The following is a 20,299-nucleotide window of genomic DNA, read 5'->3' as shown; positions in this document are numbered from 1 at the left end:
GAAGCAGGTCACGCCACCAGCTCGTCGTCCTCCTCGCCCAAGTAGGCCTCGCGCACCGCGGCGTCGGCGCGGATCTCGTCCGGCGTGCCGGTGGCGATGGCGCGGCCGTAGACCAGCACGGTGATGCGGTCGGCGAGGCGGAACACCGCGTCCATGTCGTGCTCGATCAGCAGGATGGTCACGCGGCCGCGCAGCGTGCGCAGCATCTCCACCATGCGCTGCCCCTCCTCGGGGCCGACGCCGGCCATCGGCTCGTCCAGCAGCAGCATCTTCGGCCCGGTCGCCAGCGCGATGGCGATCTCCAGCAGGCGCCGCTCGCCGTGGCTGACCTCCGACGCCAGCCGGTCGCGGCGGTCGGCGAGGCCGACCGTCTGCAGCACGGCCAGCGCCTCCGCGTTGATGCGCCCGTCGCGCGCCGCGTCGGCCCAGAAGCGGAAGCTGTGCCCGTGCCGCGCCTGCACCGCCAGCGCCACGTTCTCCAGCAGCGAGAAGCTCAGCAGCGTGTTGGAGATCTGGAACGAGCGCGCCAGCCCCAGCCGCACCCGCCGGTGCACCGGCAGCCGGGTGACGTCCCGCCCGTCGAACAGGATGCGCCCGGCGTCGGGGCGCAGCTCCCCGGCCAGCTGCGCCACCAGCGTCGTCTTGCCGGCGCCGTTCGGACCGATGACGGCGTGGATGGAGCCCTCGGCCACGTCCAGCGACAGGTCGCGGGTGGCGGCGACGGCGCCGAAGCTCTTGGCGAGGTGGCCGACCGACAGCAGCGTCATGCCCGCCCCCCGAACAGGCGCACCACGCCGCCCTTGGCCCGCCACACCGTCAGCACGATCAGCGGGCCGAAGATCAGCCACCAGTGCTGCGTCAGCTTCGACAGCACCTCCTCCAGCACCAGCACCAGCACCGTGCCGACAATCGGGCCGTGCAGCGTCCCCAGCCCGCCGATCACCACCATGACGATGAGGTCGCCGGAACGCACCCAGCTCATGTAGGCCGGCGAGACGAACTCCGTGTGGTTGGCCAGCAGCACGCCCGACAGCCCGGCCAGCGCGCCGGACAGCACGAACGCCGCCAGCTTGTAGAGCGTGGTGTTGTAGCCGATGGCGGTCATGCGCCGCTCGTTCTCCTTGCAGCCGCGCAGCACCCGGCCGAACTTCGACGCCACGACTCGCCTCAAGCCGAGATAGCTCAGCGCCAGCGCGGCGAAGACGACCCAGTAGAAGGTCCGCGCGTCCGACAGCTTGAGCAGGCCGGAAAAGGTGCTGCGGCTCCACAGCGTCATCCCGTCGTCGCCGCCGTAGGTGCTCAGCGCGTTGGCCGTGTAGTAGAGCATCTGCGCGAAGGCCAGCGTGATCATGATGAAGTAGACGCCGCGCGTGCGCAGCGACAAGGCTCCGATCACCAGCGCCGCCAGCGCCGCCGCCCCGATGCCCAGCGGCCACTGCACCCAGCCGCTGTCCACCCCGTGGAACGACAGGATGCCGACCGCGTAGGCGCCCACGCCCATGTACGCCGCGTGCCCCAGGCTGACCATGCCGCCGTACCCCAGCACGAGGTCGAGCGCCAGCGCCGCGACGGCGAAGATCATGATGCGGGTGAACAGGCTGACGTAGAAGGGCTGCCCGAGGGCGCCCGCCACGAACGGCACCGCAGCCAGCAGCGCGAACAGCGCCAGCGGCAGCAGCGCGCCGCGGTACCGAAACGGGCGCGGCCGGGCGGACAGGGTGTCGGCGCTCACCGCGCGGCTCCCCTGGCGGCGGGCAGCAGCCCGGTGGGCGAGACGATCAGCACCACCGCCATCAGCACGTAGATCAGCATCGACGACAGCGCCGGCCCGACGTCGACCGCCGCCGAGGCCGGCAGCACCAGCTTCACCGCGTCGGTCAGGAACGAGCGCCCCAGCGTGTCGACCAGCCCGACCAGCAGCGCCCCCAGGAACGCCCCCTGGATCGAGCCAAGGCCGCCGATGACGATGACGACGAAGGCGAGGATCAGCAGGTTGTCGCCCATGCTCGGCTCCACCGACAGGATCGGCCCGGCCATCAGCCCGGCGAAGCCGGCGAGCATGGCGCCCAGCGCGAAGACCAGCAGGAACAGCCGCTTGATGTCGGTGCCCAGCGCCTGGAGCATGCGCGGGTTGCTCGCCCCCGCGCGCACCAGCATGCCGAAGCGCGTGCGCGCCACCAGCACGTACAGCCCCGCCGCCACCGCCAGCCCGCCGCCGATGATGAACAGCCGGTACGCCGGGTAGGTGGCGCCGCCGAACAGCGTCACCGAGTGGCTGGCCCACGCCGGCACCGGGAAGGACAGCGGCGTCGGCCCCCAGACGACCCGCACCAGCTCGGTCAGGAAGAAGATGACGCCGAAGGTGGCGAGCACCTGGTCGAGATGGTCGCGGCCGTAGAAGTGGCGGAACACGACGCGCTCCAGCACCACGCCGACCAGCACCGCGGCGGGCAGCGCCAGCGCGGCGCCGAGCAGGAACGAGCCCGTCGCCGCCGTGAAGGTGGCGGCGAAGTAGGCGCCGACCATGTACTGCACGCCGTGCGCCAGATTGATGAAGTCCATGATGCCGAACACGAGCGTCAGCCCGGCGGCCACGAGGAACAGCAGCACGCCGAGCTGCAACCCGTTCAACGTCTGGACGGCGAGCAGGATGGGGTCCATGGGGTCCTTGGCGCAAAAAAAACAAAGCGGGTGGCCCCCTCCCCATCCCTCCCCCGCTTCGCGGTGGAGGGGGCAGAGCGGCGGAGTTCCCTCCACCGCGCCAGCGGGGGAGGGTTAGGGAGGGGGCAAGTCGCTACCACTTCATCGAACACTCGCCGGCGTAGTCGTCGGCGTACTTCTCGAACACCACCTTGCGCTTCAGCATGGCCGGCGCGCCGTCCGGCAGCTTGGCTGCCTCGACGAGGTAGAAGTCGCTGACCGGGAAGTGGTTCTTGTTGAACGTGAACGACCCGCGCACGCTGTCGAACTTGGCCTGCCGCAGCGCCGCGCGCAGCTTCGCCTTATCCTTCACGCCGCCGGCCTGTTTCACCGCCGCGTCGATCAGGCGCGCCGCGTCGTAGGCCTGCGCCGCGTAGTAGGCGGGCACGTAGCCGTACTTCTTGCGGAAGTCCTCGACGAACTTCTTGTTGGCGGCGTTGTCCAGGTCCGGCGCCCAGATCGACGCGCTGAACAGACCCAGCCCGGCATCCTCGGTGGCGGGCAGCGTCGTCTCGTCCACCGTGAAGGCGGAGAACAGCGGGATCTTGTCCTTCAGCCCGGCCTGCGCGTACTGCTTCACCAGATTGACGCCCATGCCGCCGGGCATGAAGGTGTAGACCGCGTCGGGCTTCGCCGACTGGATCTTGGCGATCTCGGCGGAGAAATCGAGCTGGCCGAGCTTGGTGTAGACCTCGTCCACCACCTCGCCCTTGAAGTGGCGCTTGAAGCCGGTCAGGCCGTCCTTGCCCGCCTGGTAGTTCGGCGCCAGCAGGAAGACCTTCTTGATGCCGCTGTCCGACACGTACTTGCCGACCGCGCCGTGCGTCTGGTCGTTCTGCCAGGAGGTGTTGAAGAAGTTCTCCGAGCAGCGGTTGCCCGCCACCGGCGCCGGCCCGGCGTTGGCCGAGATCAGGAAGGCATCGGACTCCACCACCGGCTTGTACACCGCCATGAGGATGTTGGAGTAGACGACGCCGGCCACGATGTTGACGTTGTCGCGCTTCAGCAGGCCCTCGACCTCCTGCACCGCGACGTCCGGCTTCAGCTGGTCATCCACGATGGTGACCTTGGTCTCCAGCCCGCCCAGCTTGCCGCCGGCGTGCTCGACGCCCAGCATGAAGCCGTCGCGCAGGTGCTGCCCGGTCACCGCCTGCGGCCCGGTCAGCGTCGACATCAGGCCGATGCGCAGCTCCTGCGCCTCCGCCGGCAGCGCCAGTCCGGCCATCAGGGCCGCCGCCAGAACAGTCCTCTTCATCCTCGTACCCCCTCCCCGTTGTCCTCACACGCCGAGATGCCGTTCCAGCCGCTCGCGCTCCGCCTCCAGCTCCGCGCTGGAGCCCTGCCAGACGATGCGCCCCTTCTCCAGCACGTAGTGGCGGTCGGCGATGCGCTTCAGCGCCTTCACATTCTTGTCGATGACCAGGATCGACTGGCCGGCGCGCTTCAGGCTCAGCAGCACCTGCCAGATCTCCTTGCGGATCAGCGGCGCCAACCCCTCCGTCGCCTCGTCCAGCAGCAGCAGGCGCGGGTTGGTCATCAGCGCCCGGCCGATGGCGAGCATCTGCTGCTCGCCGCCCGACAGGCTGCTGCCCATCTGGTCCTGCCGTTCCTGCAAGCGCGGGAACAGCGCGAAGACGCGCTCCAGGGTCCAGGCGCCGCGCCCGTCCGCCCCGCCATTGGCCGTCGCCACCAGGTTCTCGCGCACCGTGAGATTCGGGAAGATCTGCCGCCCCTCCGGCACCAGCCCCAGGCCGGCGCGGGCGGCCTCGTGCGCCGGACGGCCGGTCAGCTCGCGCCCGCAGAAGGCGACGCGCCCGGCCTTCGGCGCCAGCAGGCCCATGATGGCGTTGACGGTGGTGGTCTTGCCCATGCCGTTGCGGCCGAGCAGCGTGACGACTTCCCCCTCGCCCACGCGCAGGTCGACGCCGAACAGCACCTGCCCGGCGCCGTACGACGCCTGCAGGCCCGACACCTCCAGCATCGGCCCGGCCGTTCCCATCGCTCTCCACCTCCCCGCGCCGTGTGTCCGGCGTTTCGTATCAGCAGGATAAGCCACGCGGACGGCGGCTCAATCCTTTTCTTCAAGCTTCGAGTATCGCCCTCCCCCGCCTCCGGCGGGGGAGGGGCATTCTCACCCCTCCCACCCCGGCGCCACCATCCGCCGCTGCCCGCCCGCGCGGTCCCACAGCTTGCAGGTCACCGGCTTGTGCTTCTGGTCGAGGCCCTCGCAGTAGTTGGAGTACTCGCACAGCCGCACCTCCGCCCCGCGGCCCGTCCGCACCTTGCGGAACCAGTCGGGATCGGCCAGCGACTGCCGCGCCATGCCGACGACGTCGGCGTCGCCGCGCGCCAGGATGCCCTCGGCCTGCTCGAAGTTGTGGATCCCGCCGGTGACGACGACCGGCGTGGCGAATCCGGCGTCGCGCACCGCCCGGCGGATCCGCGCGGTCGGCGTCACGTTGCGGCCGAACGGGCCGTGTTCGTCCGAGATGTACTGCGGCATGCATTCGTAGCCGCTCGGCCCGGTGTAGGGGTACGCGGCCTCCCCCACCCGCGGCTGCGCCGCGTCGTCGAACTTGCCGCCGCGCGAGGTGGACAGGAAATCCATGCCGGCGCGCGCGAATTCAGTGGCGAAGTGCGCCGCATCCTCCACCGTGCCGCCACCCGCGATGCACTCCTCGGCCAGGAAGCGGCAGCCGACGGCGACGCCCGGCCCGACCCGCTCGCGCACCCGGGCGTAGACCTCCAGCGGCAGCCGCACGCGGTTCTCCCGCGCGCCGCCGTAGCCGTCCGCCCGGTCGTTCCGCGCCGACAGGAAGGACGCCATCGTGTAGGCGTGCGCGTAGTGCAGTTCCACCCCGTCGAAGCCCGCGTCCCGCGCCCGCGCCGCGGCGTCGGCGAACAGGCCGGGCAGCACCCGTGGCAGGTCGGCGATGTGCCGCAGGTGCGTGTCGGTGACCCGCTCCCGGTAGCCCGAGGCGAGGCTCTCGCGCTCGCGCTCATCGAGGATCGCGTCGGCCTCCTCCGGCGGCATCTCCAGCAGGCGGCGGCGCACCTCCGCGCCGTCGGACACGCCCAGCGCCTCCCGGTGCCGGTCGGTGACCGCCAGGAAGCGGCCGAGGAACGCCTCGCGCGTCGGGCGGCGGCGGATCGTCAGGAAGTCGATGATCTGGATGAACAGCCGCGTCTCGCCGCCGGACGCCTCCCGCACCGTCTCCACCAGCGTGGCCAGACCCGGCAGGAAGCGGTCGTGGCCGATGCGCAGCAGCGGGCCGGAGGGCACGTCGCGGATTCCCGTCGCCTCCACCACGATGGCGCCGGGCCGCCCCTCGGCGAAGCGGCGGTACCAGTCGAGCACGCCGTCGCTGACGAAGCCCTCGTCGGTGGCGCGCCACGGCACCATGGCCGGCACCCAGGTGCGCTGCGCGAGAGTCACCGGGCCGAGCCGGACCGGCTGGAACAGGCGGGAGGATGCCGCCTCCGCGGCGTCGGGCCAGCGGCCCGGCGTCGGCCGGTGCTCGATGCGTTGCGGCGGGCGCCACATGGTCACCGCTGCCTCCCTGCTCGGCGCGTTCGTTTAAGCTTAAAGCACCTTGTGTCCGGATGGTGCACGCGATTTGCCGCAAAGTCCAGCCCACGCCGACAACACCTGTCCGAGAGTCATGCCGGGATAGGCCGAATTCCACATGGACAATCGTCCGAGCCAATTTTAAGCTTCAAGCAAAACGCCCGACAGAAGGCGGAGACTCGGCGCGTGCCGGCACGGCACCCAGGGGAGGCACGATGCACACCGCGCATGTGGACACCTTCGCCCGCGACAACCTGCCGCCGCGCGAGCTGTGGCCGGACATCCGCTTCGATCTTCCTGAACTTCAGTACCCAAAGCGCCTGAACTGCAGTGTCGAGCTGCTGGACCGCATGGTGGCCGGCGGCTTCGCCGACCGTCCCTGCGTGCTCTCCCCGACCGAGCGCTGGACCTACGCCGACCTGCTGGACAAGGCCAACCGCATCGCCCGCGTGCTGACCGAGGACATGGGGCTGGTGCCCGGCAACCGGGTGCTGCTGCGCTCGGCCAACGCGCCGATGATGGTGGCCTGCTGGTTCGCGGTGATGAAGGCCGGCGGCATCGCGGTGTCCACCATGCCGCTGCTGCGCGCCAAGGAGCTGTGCACCATCATCGACAAGGCGCGGGTGACGCACGCCCTGTGCGCCGCCCCGCTGGCCGACGAGATGGAGGTGGCGCGGCCGAAGTGCCCGACGCTGCGCCACCTCGCCTATTTCGGCACCGACGCCGCCGACGGCCTGGAGGCGCGGATGCGCGCCAAGGGCGGCGATTTCGCCAACGTCGACACGGCCGCCGAGGACGTCTGCCTGATCGCCTTCACGTCCGGCACGACGGGCGTGCCGAAGGGAACCATGCACGTCCACCGCGACGTCATGGCCATCGCGGACTGCTTCCCGCGCTCGACCCTGAAGCCGGAGCCGGACGACGTGTTCTGCGGCAGCCCGCCGCTGGCCTTCACCTTCGGTCTTGGCGGGCTGGTGATCTTCCCGATGCGTTTCGGCGCCTCGACGCTGCTGCTGCCTGCCGCCTCGCCGCCGGTGCTGCTGGCCGAGGCGATCGAGCGGCACCGGGCCAGCGTCTGCTTCACCTCGCCCACCGGCTATCGCGCCATGCTGCCGCTGCTGCCGGCGCACGACATCTCCTCGCTGCGCAAATGCGTGTCGGCGGGGGAGACGCTGCCGCTGCCGACGTGGCAGGCGTTCTACGACGCCACGGGGATCAGGATCATCGACGGCCTCGGCTCCACCGAGATGCTGCACATCTTCATCGCCACGGCCGGCGACGACATCCGCCCCGGCGCCACCGGCAAGCCGATCCCCGGCTACGAGGCGCGCATCGTCGATGCCGAGGGCAACCCGCTGCCCCCCGGCGAGCCCGGCCGGCTGGCGGTGCGCGGGCCGACGGGATGCCGCTACCTCGCCGACCCGCGGCAGACGGTGTACGTGGAGAATGGCTGGAACATCACCGGCGACGCCTACGTGATGGACGAGGACGGCTATTTCTGGTTCCAGGCGCGCAACGACGACATGATCATCTCCTCGGGCTACAACATCGCCGGCCCCGAGGTGGAGGAGGCGCTGCTGGCCCATCCCGACGTGGCGGAGTGCGCGGTGATCGGCGCGCCGGATCCCGACCGCGGCGCCATCGTCAAGGCCTTCGTGGTGCCGCGCCCCGGCGCGCCGCGCGACGCGAAGGCGTTGCAGGACTTCGTCAAGCAGACCATCGCGCCGTACAAATACCCCCGCGCGGTGGAGTTCATCGACAGCCTGCCGCGCACCGAGACCGGCAAGGTGCAGCGTTTCAAGCTGCGCCAGATGGAAGAGCAAAGGCTCTCGAAGGCGAGCTGACGGAAAACCCCTCCCCCGCCTCCGGCGGGGGAGGTTAGGGTGGGGGCATCGGCCTCCCCGAGAGTCCGGGCCCCCACCCTCCCGCTGCGCGGGCCCCTCCCTCCCCCGCCGGAGGCGAGGGAGGGTTTGAGAAGGATCTCCATGTACCGCCACCTCACCACGCAGGACGAGATCGACCGCGCCTACAACCCGCGCCTGGGCGTGCCGGACGTGGACGGGTGGTTCGCCGGCTGGGCGCGGCGCAGTGAGGAGGCGCGGCGCAAGCTCGGCGGCCGGCTCGGCCTGCCCTACGGGCCGACGCTGGCGGAGTACGTGGACGTCTTCCCGACGACGCGGCCGAACGCGCCGGTGCACGTGTTCCTGCACGGCGGCTACTGGCGCTCCTTCAGCGCCCGCGACTTCTCCTTCATCGCCGAGGGGCCGGTGGCGCGCGGCGTGTGCACGGTGGTGGTCAACTACGCGCTCTGCCCCGCCGTCCCGATCGGCGAGATCGTCCGCCAGTGCCGCGCCGCGCTGGCCTGGACCTGGGCCAACATCGCGGAGTTCGGCGGCGACCGCGACCGCATCGGCGTTTCCGGCCACTCCGCCGGCGGCCACCTGACGGCGCGGATGCTGAGCACCGCGTGGCAGCGCGACTACGGCATCCCCGACACCCTCATCAAGGCGGCGCTGCCGATCAGCGGCCTGTTCGACCTGGAGCCGCTGCGCTGGTCCTGGCTGCAACCCGCCCTGCAGCTGAGCGGCGACGAGATCCTGGCGCAGAGCCCGATGCGCCACCTGCACAGCGTCCCGGTGCCGCTGGCCGTGGCGGTCGGCGGCGCGGAGAGCGACGAGTTCCGCCGCCAGTCCGCCGAATACGCCGCCGCGACCGGGGCAAAGCTGATGGAGATCGAGGGCCGGCACCACTTCGACGTCCTCGACGACCTCGCCTCCCCCTACGGCAAGCTGTGGCGGACGGTCGAGTCGCTGATGGGGTAGCGGCGCGCCCCTGCGGCAACGGCGCGTTGGACGGCGCGGCCGGACAGGCGCATCATTGCTCCCAATCCAAATCATCGGGGGAGCGAACGCATGGCCGGCCGCATCGACGTCGAACGGAAGGGGCGTGTCCTGGTCCTCACCATGAACGACCCGACGAGCCGCAACGCGCTGGGCGTGGAGATGATGGACGGGGCGCGGGACGCTTTCGACCAGGCGGTCCAGGACCCCGGGGTCGGCGCGGTCGTGCTGACCGGGGCGGGCGACGCCTTCAGCTCCGGCGGCCACCTGGGGCGCCTCTACAACCACCGCACCCAGGCGCGCTCCGAGAACCGCAACGGCATCGAGCGCTTCCACGGCTGGATCCGCGCCATGCGCGACTGCCCGAAGCCGGTGATCTCCGCGGTCGAGGGGCCGGCCGCGGGCGCCGGCTTCGCGCTGGCGCTGGCGTCCGATCTGATCGTCGCGGCGGAGGACGCCCAGTTCATCGCCGCCTACGCCAAGGTCGGCCTGACGGCGGACGGCGGCATCTCCGGCTCGCTGGCCCGTGCGCTGCCGCCGCAGCTCGCCGCCGAGCTTCTGTTCGAGGGCGGCGGCGTCGACCCGCAGCGGCTCTACACGCTGGGCGTGGTCAACAAGGTGGTGGCGAAGGGCACGGCGCTGGAGACGGCGGTGGCCTGGGGCGAGCGCCTCGCCGAAGGCCCGACGGTCGCCATCGGCCGCGCCAAGCGGCTGATCGAGCAGGCCTACACGTCCCTGCTCGCCCAGCTCGGCCGCGAGAGCGACCAGTTCGTCGAGGCCCTGCACCACCCCGAGGCGCACGAGGCGATCACCGCCTTCTTCGAGAAGCGCCCGCCGGTGTTCCACAAGCGGTGACGCACATAGCCCCTCTCCCGCACGGGGGAGGGGCTTACCGCCCCCGCCCCAGCACCTCCGCGTACAGCGCCGGATCGACGTTCCCGCCGCTCAGCACCACGCCGATGGTGCGGCCGGCGGTCGGCACCCTGCCGCTGAGCACGGCGGCCAGCGCCACGGCGCCGCCCGGCTCGACCACCAGCTTCAGCACGGTGAAGGCGTAGGCCATCGCCGCCGCCACCTCGTCGTCGGTCACCGCCACGCCGCCGGCCAGCAACGCCCGGTGGATCGGGAAGGTCAGCTCGCCCGGCGTCGGCGCCATCAGCGCGTCGCAGAAGGAACGCGCCGCCGGGTCGTTGCGCACCCGCTCGCCGGCCTTCAGCGAGCGCGCGAGGTCGTCCAGCCCGGCCGGCTCGGCGCTGTAGACCTCGGTCTGGGGCGAGAAGTGCTTCACCGCCGTGGCGATGCCGCCGACCAGCCCGCCGCCGCTGCACGGCGCCAGAACCACGTCGAGCGTCGCCCCCAGGTCGCGCGCCTGACAGGCGAGTTCCAGGCCCGCGGTGCCCTGCCCGGCCATGATGTGCGGGTCGTCGTAGGGTGGCACCGGCACGGCGCCGCGCTCCCCGGCGATGGCGGCGGCGATGCCCTCGCGGCTCTCCCGCCAGCGGTCGTACAGCACCACCTCGGCGCCGTAGCCGCGGGTGTTGGCGATCTTCAGCGCCGGCGCGTCCTCGGGCATCACGATGGTCGCGGGGATGCCGAGCATCTGCGCCGCCGCGGCCACGCCCTGCGCGTGGTTGCCCGACGACCACGCCACCACCCCGGCGCGCCGCTGCGCCTCGTCGAGCTGGCTGAGGCGGTTGTAGGCGCCGCGGAACTTGAACGAGCCGCTGACCTGCAGGACCTCCGGCTTGAGCAGCACGCGCCCGCCGACACGGTCGTTGAGCAAACGGTTCTCCAGCAGCGGCGTCACCACCGCCTTGCCGGCCAGACGTCCGGACGCCGCTTCGACGTCGGCGAAGCGGATCGCGAGCGCGTCGGTGCTCATGGTCTCTCCCCAATCCCTGTGTTCTTGTGCGCCCTGTATAGCACAAAAAGAAACGGCCGGCGGATCGCTCCGCCGGCCGTGTTCTTCAAACCGAACCTGGAGATCAGGCGGCCTTGGCGTTGCGGCCGGCCACGATCTCGTCGGCGACGTTGCGCGGCACCGGCTCGTAGTGGCTGAACTCCATGGTGTAGCTCGCACGGCCCGAGGTCATGCCGCGCAGCTGGCCGATGTAGCCGAACATCTCGTTCAGCGGCACGTGGGCCTCCACGGCGATGTTCGCACCACGCTCCAGCTGGCCGTTGACCATGCCGCGGCGGCGGTTGATGTCGCCGATCACGTCGCCGAGGTAGTCCTCCGGCGTCACGACCTCGACCTTCATCACCGGCTCGAGCAGGATCGGGCTGGCGAGCTTGAGCGCCTCGCGGAAGCAGGCCTTGGCGGCGATTTCGAACGTCAGCGCGTTCGAGTCGACGTCGTGGTACTTGCCGTCCACCAGGCGGGCGCGGAAGTCCACGGTCGGGTACCCGGCCATGACGCCCTCTTCCTTCTGCAGCTCCAGGCCCTTGCCCACGGACGGAACGTACTCGCGCGGCACCGAACCGCCGACCGTCTCGTCCTTGAACTCGAAGCCTTCACCACGCTCCCGCGGCTCGAAGATGATCTTCACCTCGGCGAACTGGCCCGAACCGCCGGTCTGCTTCTTGTGGGTGTAGGTGTACTCGACCGGCTTGGTGATCGTCTCGCGGTAGGCGACCTGGGGCTTGCCCATGTTGCCTTCCACGCCGAACTCCGTGCGCATGCGGTCCAGCGTCACCTCGAGGTGCAGCTCGCCCATGCCGCGCAGGATGGTCTGGCCGGTCTCGCGGTCGGTCTCCAGGCGGAGCGACGGATCGGCGCGGACCATCTTGCCCAGCGCGATCGAGAACTTCTCCTGCTCGCCGCGGGTCTTCGGCTCGACCGAGACGCTGATGACGGGCTCGGGGAAGCGCATGCGCTCCAGGATCACCGGATGGGCGGCGTCGCACAGCGTGTCGCCGGTGTCCGTCTCGGTGAGCGAGACGAGGGCGACGATGTCGCCGGCGCGGGCCTCTTCCAGCGGGTGCGGCTGGTTCGCGAACATCTCGACCATGCGGCCGATCTTCTCGCGCTTGCCGCGGGTCGAGTTCATGACCGACATGCCCTTCGTCAGCACGCCCGAATAGACGCGGATGAAGGTCAGCGAGCCGTAGGTGTCGTTGATCACCTTGAAGGCCAGCGCGGAGAACGGCTCGTCGTCCGAGCTCATGCGCTCGCCGTTCGGGTTGCCGTCCTGGTCGACCGTCTTGATGGCGGCGACGTCGGTCGGCGCCGGCAGGTAGTCGACGACCGCGTCCAGAACCTGGACCGGGCCCTTGTTCTTGTACGACGAGCCGCACAGCACCGGGTTGAAGGCGCCGGCGATGGTGCCCTTGCGCAGGCAGGCGCGCAGCACGTCGGCCGACGGCTCCTCACCCGTCTCGAGGTAGACTTCCATCGCCGCGTCGTCCTGCTCCAGGCAGGTGTCGATCAGCTCGGCGCGCAGCTCGGGGATGCTGGCGATGTTGTCGAGGTCTTCCTTGACCGACAGGTTCAGCTTCGCCGCCAGATCGTCGGTGATCTCCCACACCTCGGGCTTGGCGTCGCGATCGTCGGCAGTCCAGACCAGGGCCTTCATCTCGACCAGATCGACCATGCCGCGGAAGTTGTCTTCCGACCCGATCGGAACCATCACCGGCAGCGGACGCGCGCCCAGGCGGGTGCGGATCATGTCGACGCAACGGCGGAAGTTGGCGCCGGAGCGGTCCATCTTGTTGACGTAGCAGATGCGCGGAACGTCGTAGTTGTCGGCCAGACGCCAGTTGGTCTCCGACTGCGGCTCAACGCCGGCCACACCGTCGAACACCACGACCGCGCCGTCGAGCACGCGCAGGGAACGGTTCACCTCGATGGTGAAGTCGACGTGGCCCGGGGTGTCGATGACGTTGATCTTCTTGCCGCGCCAGGTCACGGAGACCGCGGCCGACTGGATCGTGATGCCGCGCTTCTGCTCCTGCTCCATGTAGTCGGTCGTGGTCGACGACTTGAGATCCTTGGTCTCGTGCACGTCGACGATCGTGTGCTTACGGCCGGTATAGTACAGGAGACGCTCGGTCGTCGTGGTCTTGCCAGCGTCGACGTGGGCGATGATGCCGATGTTGCGGAGATCGGAAAGAGGCGTTTGGCGCGGCATGTGGCGGGTCCGTTACGGTGTAAACCTGTACGCGAAGCTACGACGATCAGGCCGTCCGCTCCGGCGGGTGGTTTGGGGTTTTACGGGTGTTCGGTTAAGGCACAATGAACGTTAGGCGAAACACCCGCGCGCTCTCACGCCCGGACGTTCCGTCGCGGTTGATCCCAATTTCCAGGCCGCCTTCTATCACAGCCGACAGCCCGTGCGCCACTGTGACCAACACGGGGGCGCCTTATGGCGCACTCAGATAGTCCCTTACGGCGCGCAAGGCAAGGGCGTATGTGGGCGGTCACCTCTCGTTAACCATATTGGGCGCCTAGTGCGGGCGAGATGTCATGGTTCCGCAACACAGGAGGCCCCGGCATGGACGCCCCGCGCCTGCACGCTCTCCCCGACCCCGACCGCTTCGTCGCCGCCAGGACCACGCCCCGCCGGCGCCCCTCCCTGGGCCTGCCCATCGTCCGCGACATGGCCGCCCACGCGCTGGCGCAACGCGGCGGCGCGCCCGAGGACTTCACCGTCGAGCGGCTGCGGGCGCACGACCGGCTGGTCGCCGCCTGGGTGGCGCACCACGGGATCCAGCCGGCGCTGGCCTACGGCGCGGCGATTCGCGTGGTCACCAACGACCGCGCCTGGAACCGCGTCGAGGTGGAGGGCGAGATCGTCGGCATCGACCTCGTGCACGGCAAGTACCGGGTGTTCAGCGAGGCGCTCGGCCACGTGCGGTCCGGCCCCGGCCCGCGCTTCCGCGCCATTCCCTACGAGGACGTGCGTCCGGCGGCGGAGGACGGCGAGCGGGCGGCGGCGTAGCGCTCCCACCCCCTGGCGCGCAGCTCGCACGCCGGACAGGTGCCGCAGCCGTAGCCCCAGGCGTGCCGCCGCGTGCGGTCGCCGAGATAGCAGGTATGCGTCTCCTCGACCACGAGGTCCACGAACGCCGCGCCGCCCAGCCGCTGGGCCAGGCCCCAGGTCTCGGCCTTGTCCAGCCACATCAGCGGCGTGTGCAGCGCGAAGCGGCGGTCCATGCCGAGGTTCAGCGCGACCTGCATGGCCTTGATGGTGTCGTCGCGGCAGTCGGGATAGCCGGAATAGTCGGTCTCGCACATGCCGCCGACGATGTGCGTCAGCCCGCGCCGGTAGGCCAGCGCCGCGGCGTAGGCCAGGAAGATCAGATTGCGGCCGGGCACGAAGGTGTTCGGCAGCCCCTCGGCGGTCATGCGGATCTCCGCCTCGCGGGTCAGCGCGGTGTCGCTGATGGCGGACAGGCCGCGCAGATCCACGGTGTGGTCGTCGCCGAGGCGCGGCGCCCAGGCCGGGTTCTCCGCCGCCAGCCGGGCGCGCACGCCGCCACGGCATGCCAGCTCGACGGCGTGGCGCTGGCCGTAGTCGAAGCCCACCGTCTCCACCCGCGGGTACCGGTCCAGCGCCCAGGCGAGGCAGACGGTGGAATCCTGCCCGCCGGAAAACAGCACCAACGCTCCGCCCTGCTCCGCCACGGCACGCCCCCTCGCTGACGACGCGCCACCCTACCCGTCGCCGGTCGTCCGCGGGAGGGAAATGTCGGCGGGGAGGCCGGGAACCGCGTGCAATCCCGTGCGCCGGGCCAGCGAGCGCACCGCCGCCATCCAGCCCAGCCGCAGCCGCGCCGCGGCCAGCGTCCGGTCGCCGCCGGCCTCCAGCGCCATGGTGACGGCGGCGCTCACCGCGCCGGCGGCGTCGCCCCCGCCGGGACCGCCGGCCGGCAGCAGCCGGGCCACCTCCGCCATCCGCCGGACCGCCGCGGCCAAAACCGCGGGATCGTCGCCGATGTGCCCGAGCAGGTAATCCACGGCGCGCAGCGCGCTGCGGAGTGCGGCTTCGTCGTCCATGCGCCACCTCCTTCATTAGAAGGTGGCACCGCGCTCCGCGCTGCCAATCCACCTGAGCGCCGTACCCCCATCCCCGCTTGGGCCTAGCTCGGCTGGGTGGCCGGGCTCACCGGCTTGCCCTGCACGCCCCAGCTGCCCACGAAGTCGCGAACGCCGGGGATGGCCATCATGTGCGCGTCCTTCACGTAGACGAACTGCTTCGGCCCCAGCGCGTATTCGGTCAGCGTAATTCCCTTGGCGGCGCAGCGCCGCAGCTCCTCGGCCCGTATGGCGCGGTCGGCGAGCGCCATGTCCGGATGCTCCACCCCGGTGCCGGCGCACAGCGCGCGCAGGCCCGAGGCGGTGCCCTCGGCGGTCAGGTTCGGCTTGGTGTCGGGCGTCCCCTCGTAACTTGCGGACGCCGCGCGGATGCGCGGCTCGACCGACCGGGTGCCGACCATCCAGATGCCGCGCGCGGCCGGCGGCTCGGCGCGCTTGGGGGGCGGGGCTGGCAGCGCCGCCTGCTGCGACGTGGCGAAGCCGGGGAACTGGCAGCCCGCCAGCACGGTTGCCGCCACGACAGCGGCCAAGTGACCCATGCGAAATTTCACGTCGCCCTCCGATGAAACAGGAGCATAATGACTCTCCGGACCGGGAAACGCCGCAGCGCGGCGGTTGCTCCGGGCAGGCGGCGGAACCGCCCAAGAAAGCAGACTCTGTCGCTGGCGCCCGCTGATCGCCTTGCCTTCCAGCCAAACAGGGGGACAGTCCCATGAACAAGGAATCCCACATTTCCGCACTCCGCCAGCGTCACGCCGAGCTGGACACGCGCATCCGCGAGGCGGAGTCCCACCACAGCTACGACAACGTCGCCGTTTCGCGCATGAAGACGGAGAAGCTGCACCTCAAGGAAGAGATCGAACGGCTGTCCCACTGACGCGATCAACGGCGGGCGGCGCCTGGGCGCCGCCCTGCCCCGCATGACCGACACCCAATTCCCCATCCCGCATCCCGAACCGCGCTTCCGCCGCCCGGCGGCCGGCGCCCTCGCCGGCTTTCTGGCCGGCTTCCTCGCCGTGCTGGTGTTCCACCAGGGCATGGTCGGGCTGCTCCACCTCGCCGGCCTCGTCGCGCGCGCGCCGTTCCAGCTGCAGCCGGTGCCGCCGCTGGGCGTGCCGGCGGTGCTGTCCTCCGCCTTCTGGGGCGGGGTGTGGGGCGTGGCGCTGGCCGGCGTGGCCAGGCACTTCCCGCGCGGCGCCGGGTACTGGCTGGCCGCCGCGGCGTTCGGCGCGCTGGGGCCGACGCTGGTGGCGTGGTTCGTCGTGCAGCCGCTGAAGGGGCTGCCGTCCGCCGGCGGCTGGAGCCTCCCCGGCGTGCTGGTCGGCCCGCTGGTCAACGGCGCCTGGGGCGTCGGCGCGGCGCTGGCGCTGCGCATGCTCCGGCGAAAGTAGCGCAGCGGCGCACACAACGCGCGACACGCGCGTGCAAACCGCCTATTGTCACGGGTGGAACGCACCGTCCTGCGGTGCGCCGCCGCGGCGCGGCGGGGCTGTTCCGTCCCTGCAGCGCCGACCATGTGAATAGTCGAGACGACACGCAAGACAACGCCAAGGCACAGGGACCCACCATGCGCGATCAGCCGCTCTCTCTCACCGAAGCTGCCAAGTGGCTGGGATGCACCGTCGAGGAGGTCAGCGGCTACGTGGCCGACGGCCGGCTGAAGCCCTTCGCGGGCGCCGCCGACGGGCAGGTTTCGCTGAACTCGGTGGTGGTCCTGGCGGAGAGCCTGCCGGCGGAGCGCGGGGTGTTCCGCGTGCGCGACATGCCCTCCTACGACTCGGCGCCGCCGCGCCCGGCCTCGGGCGGCTACGGCGGCGGCCCCGGCGGCGGCTTCAACAAGCCGCGCCCGGCCCCGATCGTCGAGCGCCGCCCGCTGCGCCCGCCGCCCCGCGGCGAGTAAGTCCCTCAGTCACAACCGGCCAGGTCAGGCCGCATAGCGGCCGTGGCCGGGCGCGCGCTCGGCGTCGCGCCCGCCCGGCTGCGCCAGCGTCAGCGGGCCGATCAGGTCGGCGCGGGTCCAGGCGCGGCGGCGCACCGCCATCTGGCGGCGGCAATCGGCCGAGCAGTAGAGCGGAGAAGGCCCGCGGGTCGACGAGCGTTCGAACGGACGACCACAGCAGGCGCAGAACAGACGCGGCACGTTTTCCCCTCGGGCGAAAGCCCCCTAGTTCGTTGGGGGCGCCTTTTACCGGAAGGGCGCCGCGGCGCCCAGCCGGACAGAGGGGTTAACGGCCGCTTCAAACCGCCTATTCCCCTCCGCCTAAGGTAGGTCCTGGGGCGGAGGCGGCGGGCGGGACGTCAGCGTCCCGGCTTCGGCACCTGCGGCGTCGGCAGGTCCTCTTCCAGAATCACCACGTGCAGGGCGTAGGAGACCTCGTCGTCCTCGACATCACGGTGCAGCGTGCCGACGAACTCGCCGGCAATGGTCACCTCGGCGGACTGGCCGGCCTTCTGCGGCGCCTCCACGGCGATCTTGTCGTTGCCGAACGTCCGGCGCAGGTACATCTGCACGCGGGCGATCTCGGTGTCGGAAAACTTGGTGGCCTGTGTCGGCTTGCTGGGCGGCATGGCGGTTCCGCAGGGTTGTGTCTGGTGGGCGCGACAATAGTGCCTCGCCGCGATATGGGAAGGCCGAACTGCACCGGACAGCCCCAGCCATGCATTTTCCGCGAAACTTCCCGGCCCCGCCCCTGTTTGTGGTGGCGACACAGCTTTGGAGGGGAGACCCATGGACCGCGATCGCATCGAAGGTTCCGGCACCAAGATGAAGGGCGACCTGAAGGAGGCCGCCGGCCGCGTCACCGGTGACCAGAAGCTCCAGCAGGAAGGCGCCATGGACAAGGTGAAGGGCAAGATCCAGAACGCCATCGGCGGCATCAAGGACGCCCTGCGCGGCAACAAGTAAGCGTCAACACGGCGGGACGGCCGACACCCCGTCCCGCCGTGTATTTACGGCAGCGTCCACGCTTCTTCATCCGTGTCAAAGAAAAGCCGCACAATGAAAGCGGTTGATGCCGCGGCTCGGGCAACGCATTCATGATCCGAATTGCGTTCCAAGCCGTATGAGTGGACATGCCGCACCTGCCCCGCCGAGCGACCATCGCCATTGCCGCCGTACTCGCCGTGGTGAGCGGCTGGTTCATCTTCGCCGCCTGGAACGACTATTCGCGCAAGGCGGCGCAGGACAACGCCACCTACTCCGAATTCGTCGACATGGCGGCCCGCGGCGACGTCGCCTCGGTGGTGTTCGGCAACAACGTGGCGCACGCCACCGCCGCGGACGGCAAGCAGTACCGCATCGTCGTGCCGGTCACCGACGACCTGCTGAGCGAGCTGCGCGGGCGCAAGATCGCCATCTCCTTCGACGACGGTCCGGACGGGCTGATGCCGCAGACCATGACGGTGCTCGACAAGCTGGCGCCGGTGATCATCATCGGCCTGATGGTCGGCGCGCTGGCGTTGAGCGGCGGCAACTTCTTCGGCATGGGCCGCGCCACCCGCCTGCGTCCCGACGACAGCTCGGTCAAGTTCGACGACGTCGCCGGCGTGGACGAGGCGAAGGAGGAACTGCGCGAGACCGTGGAGTTCCTCAAGGACCCGCACCGCTTCGCCATGGCCGGCGCCCGCGTGCCCAAGGGGCTGCTGCTGGTCGGCCCGCCGGGCACCGGCAAGACCATGCTGGCCAAGGCGGCCGCCGGCGAGGCCGGGGTGCCGTTCTTCACCGCCTCGGGCTCCGACTTCGTCGAGATGTTCGTCGGCCTGGGCGCCGCGCGCGTGCGCAACCTGTTCAAGCAGGCCCGCGCCAAGGCGCCCTGCATCCTGTTCATCGACGAGATCGACGCCCTGGCCGGCAAGCGCGGCGAGGCCAACTCGCACTCCGAGAAGGAGCAGACGCTGAACCAGCTGCTGGTCGAGATGGACGGCGTGGTCGAGGGCGGCGACGTCATCATCATCGCCGCCACCAACCGGGTGGAGATGCTGGACGCGGCGGTGCTGCGCCCCGGCCGCTTCGACCGCCACATTCACGTCAGCCCGCCCGACGTGACCGGGCGCGAGGCCATCCTCGGCGTGCACACCGGCCGCTGCAAGCTGGCGACCGACGTCTGCCTGAAGACGGTGGCGCGCGGCACCCCCGGCTTCTCCGGCGCGGAACTCGCCAACCTGGTGAACGAGGCGGCGCTGTCGGCGGCGCGCCAGGGCCGCGTCATCATCCACATGAACGATTTCGAGGCCGCCAAGGACCGCGTGTTGATGGGCACCGAGCGCCGCACCCTGGCGCTCTCCGGGCACGAGCGCAAGCTGACCGCGGTGCACGAGGCCGGGCATGCCCTGGTCTCGGTGAAGATCCCCGAGGCCGACCCGATCCACAAGGCGACCGTCATCCCGCGCGGCCGCGCGCTGGGCATGGTGGTGCGCCTGCCGGAGGGCGACCGGGTGTCGCTGTCGCGCGCCAAGCTGCTGGCCGACATCGCCGTGGCCATGGCCGGCCGCGCCGCCGAGGAGCTGGTGTTCGGCGCCGACGCGGTGACGACGGGCGCCGAAGCCGACTTCCGCGCCGCCACCGACATCGCCCGTCGCATGGTCAAGGCCTGGGGCATGAGCGAGAGCGTCGGCTTCGTCGCCCACGCCGCCGAGCCCGGCAACGCCACCTCCGAACGCATGGCCTGGCTGATCGACGAGGAGGTCCGCCGCATCACCGACGAGGGCATGGAGCGCGCCAAGCGCCTGCTGACCGGCAACCGCGCCGCGCTGGACGCCATCTCGGAAGCGCTGCTGGAGCGCGAGACGCTGAGCGGCGCCGAGATCGTCGCGATGGCCGAACCGAAGCTGGAGACCGAGGCGGCGTAGAGCGCCGCCTCCTTCCGCAAGCCCCTATTTTGCCGTCATCCCCGCGAAGGCGGGGATCCATAAGTCCCGGAGCGCACCGCTGTGGAACGTATGGATCCCCGCCTTCGCGCACAGCTGTCCGGGGAACGTGTTTAAGCTTCTGAAACGGCAGAGTTCTGTGGTTCCGAGTTTCCACCTCGGGGATGTGACGGCCTCGTGCGCGTTTCTTTCATTTTTCGTCATCCCCGCGAAAGCGGGGATCCAGAGAACCTTGGGAAATCAACCCCTTGCCAACTCTCCTGGATCCCCGCTTTCGCGGGGATGACG

Annotated in this window: 22 protein-coding genes; 9 read left to right on the top strand and 13 right to left on the bottom strand. The window is 70.6% G+C overall.

The window, feature by feature from the left end; genetic code table 11:
* Nucleotides 1-8: 8 nt before the first annotated feature.
* The 6 genes from ACRWK7_RS33530 to ACRWK7_RS33505 form a co-directional block, all read right to left on the bottom strand.
* Nucleotides 9-767, bottom strand: a complete 759-nt coding sequence (locus ACRWK7_RS33530) for an ABC transporter ATP-binding protein (RefSeq protein ID WP_431861935.1) — start codon at nucleotides 765-767, stop codon at nucleotides 9-11.
* Nucleotides 764-1,732: a branched-chain amino acid ABC transporter permease gene (locus ACRWK7_RS33525; protein WP_431861933.1), complete on the bottom strand. Its 969-nt coding sequence runs from the start codon at nucleotides 1,730-1,732 to the stop codon at nucleotides 764-766. The genes ACRWK7_RS33530 and ACRWK7_RS33525 overlap by 4 nt, the downstream gene beginning before the upstream one ends.
* Nucleotides 1,729-2,661, bottom strand: coding sequence for a branched-chain amino acid ABC transporter permease (locus ACRWK7_RS33520; protein ID WP_431861931.1), 933 nt, complete (start codon nucleotides 2,659-2,661; stop codon nucleotides 1,729-1,731). Before ACRWK7_RS33520 ends, ACRWK7_RS33525 begins: the two co-directional genes overlap by 4 nt.
* Before the next feature lie 133 nt (nucleotides 2,662-2,794).
* Entirely contained in the window at nucleotides 2,795-3,955 is a 1,161-nt protein-coding gene (locus tag ACRWK7_RS33515) for an ABC transporter substrate-binding protein (RefSeq protein ID WP_431861929.1), read from the bottom strand.
* Between the two features lie 24 nt (nucleotides 3,956-3,979).
* On the bottom strand, nucleotides 3,980-4,681 hold the full coding sequence (locus ACRWK7_RS33510; RefSeq protein WP_431862079.1) for an ABC transporter ATP-binding protein: 702 nt from the start codon (nucleotides 4,679-4,681) through the stop codon (nucleotides 3,980-3,982).
* A gap of 150 nt (nucleotides 4,682-4,831) precedes the next feature.
* Entirely contained in the window at nucleotides 4,832-6,244 is a 1,413-nt protein-coding gene (locus ACRWK7_RS33505) for a hypothetical protein (RefSeq protein ID WP_431862077.1), read from the bottom strand.
* A gap of 239 nt (nucleotides 6,245-6,483) precedes the next feature.
* Here ACRWK7_RS33505 and ACRWK7_RS33500 point away from each other — a divergent pair, with 239 nt between their 5' ends.
* The 3 genes from ACRWK7_RS33500 to ACRWK7_RS33490 all read left to right on the top strand — a co-directional run bounded on the left by ACRWK7_RS33500 (nucleotide 6,484) and on the right by ACRWK7_RS33490 (nucleotide 9,963).
* On the top strand, nucleotides 6,484-8,112 hold the full coding sequence (locus ACRWK7_RS33500) for an AMP-binding protein (RefSeq protein ID WP_431861928.1): 1,629 nt from the start codon (nucleotides 6,484-6,486) through the stop codon (nucleotides 8,110-8,112).
* A gap of 141 nt (nucleotides 8,113-8,253) precedes the next feature.
* A complete protein-coding gene (locus ACRWK7_RS33495; RefSeq protein WP_431861926.1) occupies nucleotides 8,254-9,090 on the top strand; it encodes an alpha/beta hydrolase in 837 nt (278 codons plus the stop codon).
* A gap of 90 nt (nucleotides 9,091-9,180) precedes the next feature.
* Nucleotides 9,181-9,963 (top strand): oxepin-CoA hydrolase, alternative type, encoded by a 783-nt coding sequence (locus ACRWK7_RS33490; protein ID WP_431861924.1) that lies wholly within the window; start codon nucleotides 9,181-9,183, stop codon nucleotides 9,961-9,963.
* 34 nt (nucleotides 9,964-9,997) lie between these two features.
* On the opposite strand, the gene ACRWK7_RS33485 is transcribed toward ACRWK7_RS33490, so the two are convergent.
* Both ACRWK7_RS33485 and fusA read right to left on the bottom strand, forming a co-directional pair.
* Nucleotides 9,998-10,990, bottom strand: coding sequence for a threonine ammonia-lyase (locus tag ACRWK7_RS33485; RefSeq protein WP_431861922.1), 993 nt, complete (start codon nucleotides 10,988-10,990; stop codon nucleotides 9,998-10,000).
* 103 nt (nucleotides 10,991-11,093) lie between these two features.
* Nucleotides 11,094-13,238 (bottom strand): elongation factor G, encoded by a 2,145-nt coding sequence (gene fusA / locus ACRWK7_RS33480; protein ID WP_431861920.1) that lies wholly within the window; start codon nucleotides 13,236-13,238, stop codon nucleotides 11,094-11,096.
* Between the two features lie 363 nt (nucleotides 13,239-13,601).
* Between fusA and ACRWK7_RS33475 the strand changes: the two genes are divergently transcribed.
* On the top strand, nucleotides 13,602-14,048 hold the full coding sequence (locus tag ACRWK7_RS33475; protein ID WP_431861918.1) for a hypothetical protein: 447 nt from the start codon (nucleotides 13,602-13,604) through the stop codon (nucleotides 14,046-14,048).
* On the opposite strand, the gene queC is transcribed toward ACRWK7_RS33475, so the two are convergent.
* From queC to ACRWK7_RS33460, 3 genes are all read right to left on the bottom strand, one after another.
* Complete coding sequence (gene queC / locus ACRWK7_RS33470) at nucleotides 13,997-14,734, bottom strand: 7-cyano-7-deazaguanine synthase QueC (RefSeq protein WP_431861916.1); 738 nt, start codon at nucleotides 14,732-14,734, stop codon at nucleotides 13,997-13,999. The genes ACRWK7_RS33475 and queC overlap by 52 nt on opposite strands.
* 30 nt (nucleotides 14,735-14,764) lie before the next feature.
* Nucleotides 14,765-15,106, bottom strand: coding sequence for a hypothetical protein (locus tag ACRWK7_RS33465; protein ID WP_431861914.1), 342 nt, complete (start codon nucleotides 15,104-15,106; stop codon nucleotides 14,765-14,767).
* An 83-nt stretch (nucleotides 15,107-15,189) separates the two neighbouring features.
* Nucleotides 15,190-15,684 (bottom strand): substrate-binding domain-containing protein, encoded by a 495-nt coding sequence (locus ACRWK7_RS33460; protein WP_431861912.1) that lies wholly within the window; start codon nucleotides 15,682-15,684, stop codon nucleotides 15,190-15,192.
* A gap of 173 nt (nucleotides 15,685-15,857) precedes the next feature.
* Here ACRWK7_RS33460 and ACRWK7_RS33455 point away from each other — a divergent pair, with 173 nt between their 5' ends.
* The 3 genes from ACRWK7_RS33455 (at nucleotide 15,858) to ACRWK7_RS33445 (ending at nucleotide 17,045) form a co-directional block, all read left to right on the top strand.
* Nucleotides 15,858-16,022: a YdcH family protein gene (locus tag ACRWK7_RS33455; protein WP_431861910.1), complete on the top strand. Its 165-nt coding sequence runs from the start codon at nucleotides 15,858-15,860 to the stop codon at nucleotides 16,020-16,022.
* Between the two features lie 43 nt (nucleotides 16,023-16,065).
* Nucleotides 16,066-16,536 (top strand): hypothetical protein, encoded by a 471-nt coding sequence (locus ACRWK7_RS33450; protein ID WP_431861908.1) that lies wholly within the window; start codon nucleotides 16,066-16,068, stop codon nucleotides 16,534-16,536.
* Nucleotides 16,537-16,712: 176 nt separating this feature from the next.
* Nucleotides 16,713-17,045, top strand: a complete 333-nt coding sequence (locus ACRWK7_RS33445; protein ID WP_431861907.1) for a hypothetical protein — start codon at nucleotides 16,713-16,715, stop codon at nucleotides 17,043-17,045.
* Nucleotides 17,046-17,069: 24 nt separating this feature from the next.
* Here ACRWK7_RS33445 and ACRWK7_RS33440 read toward each other — a convergent pair whose 3' ends face one another.
* Together ACRWK7_RS33440 and ACRWK7_RS33435 are read right to left on the bottom strand one after the other, a co-directional pair.
* Complete coding sequence (locus ACRWK7_RS33440) at nucleotides 17,070-17,285, bottom strand: hypothetical protein (protein WP_431861905.1); 216 nt, start codon at nucleotides 17,283-17,285, stop codon at nucleotides 17,070-17,072.
* A gap of 158 nt (nucleotides 17,286-17,443) precedes the next feature.
* Nucleotides 17,444-17,713, bottom strand: a complete 270-nt coding sequence (locus ACRWK7_RS33435) for a DUF3126 family protein (protein ID WP_431861903.1) — start codon at nucleotides 17,711-17,713, stop codon at nucleotides 17,444-17,446.
* A 160-nt stretch (nucleotides 17,714-17,873) separates the two neighbouring features.
* Here ACRWK7_RS33435 and ACRWK7_RS33430 point away from each other — a divergent pair, with 160 nt between their 5' ends.
* Nucleotides 17,874-18,050 carry a CsbD family protein gene (locus ACRWK7_RS33430; RefSeq protein WP_431861901.1) on the top strand — a complete coding sequence of 59 codons (177 nt, stop codon included), beginning with the start codon at nucleotides 17,874-17,876 and terminating at the stop codon, nucleotides 18,048-18,050.
* Between the two features lie 167 nt (nucleotides 18,051-18,217).
* The gene (gene ftsH / locus ACRWK7_RS33425) at nucleotides 18,218-19,993 is read left to right on the top strand and encodes an ATP-dependent zinc metalloprotease FtsH (RefSeq protein WP_431861899.1); all 1,776 of its coding nucleotides are present in this window, start codon (nucleotides 18,218-18,220) and stop codon (nucleotides 19,991-19,993) included.
* Nucleotides 19,994-20,299 lie beyond the last annotated feature (306 nt).

The sequence above is a fragment of the Azospirillum sp. genome, assembly GCF_050789165.1.
Note: the sequence above shows the minus strand (reverse complement) of the source record. Positions and strands in the feature narration are given on the sequence as shown.

Excerpts from the sequence above, each read along its gene's own strand:
- ACRWK7_RS33530 (WP_431861935.1), bottom strand. The coding sequence starts at position 767 with ATGACGCTGCTGTCGGTCGGCCACCTCGCCAAGAGCTTCGGCGCCGTC.
- ACRWK7_RS33520 (WP_431861931.1), bottom strand. The coding sequence starts at position 2,661 with ATGGACCCCATCCTGCTCGCCGTCCAGACGTTGAACGGGTTGCAGCTC.
- ACRWK7_RS33515 (WP_431861929.1), bottom strand. The coding sequence starts at position 3,955 with ATGAAGAGGACTGTTCTGGCGGCGGCCCTGATGGCCGGACTGGCGCTG.
- ACRWK7_RS33510 (WP_431862079.1), bottom strand. The coding sequence starts at position 4,681 with ATGCTGGAGGTGTCGGGCCTGCAGGCGTCGTACGGCGCCGGGCAGGTG.
- ACRWK7_RS33505 (WP_431862077.1), bottom strand. The coding sequence starts at position 6,244 with ATGTGGCGCCCGCCGCAACGCATCGAGCACCGGCCGACGCCGGGCCGC.
- ACRWK7_RS33500 (WP_431861928.1), top strand. The coding sequence starts at position 6,484 with ATGCACACCGCGCATGTGGACACCTTCGCCCGCGACAACCTGCCGCCG.
- ACRWK7_RS33495 (WP_431861926.1), top strand. The coding sequence starts at position 8,254 with ATGTACCGCCACCTCACCACGCAGGACGAGATCGACCGCGCCTACAAC.
- ACRWK7_RS33490 (WP_431861924.1), top strand. The coding sequence starts at position 9,181 with ATGGCCGGCCGCATCGACGTCGAACGGAAGGGGCGTGTCCTGGTCCTC.
- ACRWK7_RS33485 (WP_431861922.1), bottom strand. The coding sequence starts at position 10,990 with ATGAGCACCGACGCGCTCGCGATCCGCTTCGCCGACGTCGAAGCGGCG.
- fusA (WP_431861920.1), bottom strand. The coding sequence starts at position 13,238 with ATGCCGCGCCAAACGCCTCTTTCCGATCTCCGCAACATCGGCATCATC.
- ACRWK7_RS33475 (WP_431861918.1), top strand. The coding sequence starts at position 13,602 with ATGGACGCCCCGCGCCTGCACGCTCTCCCCGACCCCGACCGCTTCGTC.
- ACRWK7_RS33465 (WP_431861914.1), bottom strand. The coding sequence starts at position 15,106 with ATGGACGACGAAGCCGCACTCCGCAGCGCGCTGCGCGCCGTGGATTAC.
- ACRWK7_RS33460 (WP_431861912.1), bottom strand. The coding sequence starts at position 15,684 with ATGGGTCACTTGGCCGCTGTCGTGGCGGCAACCGTGCTGGCGGGCTGC.
- ACRWK7_RS33455 (WP_431861910.1), top strand. The coding sequence starts at position 15,858 with ATGAACAAGGAATCCCACATTTCCGCACTCCGCCAGCGTCACGCCGAG.
- ACRWK7_RS33450 (WP_431861908.1), top strand. The coding sequence starts at position 16,066 with ATGACCGACACCCAATTCCCCATCCCGCATCCCGAACCGCGCTTCCGC.
- ACRWK7_RS33445 (WP_431861907.1), top strand. The coding sequence starts at position 16,713 with ATGCGCGATCAGCCGCTCTCTCTCACCGAAGCTGCCAAGTGGCTGGGA.
- ACRWK7_RS33435 (WP_431861903.1), bottom strand. The coding sequence starts at position 17,713 with ATGCCGCCCAGCAAGCCGACACAGGCCACCAAGTTTTCCGACACCGAG.
- ACRWK7_RS33430 (WP_431861901.1), top strand. The coding sequence starts at position 17,874 with ATGGACCGCGATCGCATCGAAGGTTCCGGCACCAAGATGAAGGGCGAC.
- ftsH (WP_431861899.1), top strand. The coding sequence starts at position 18,218 with ATGCCGCACCTGCCCCGCCGAGCGACCATCGCCATTGCCGCCGTACTC.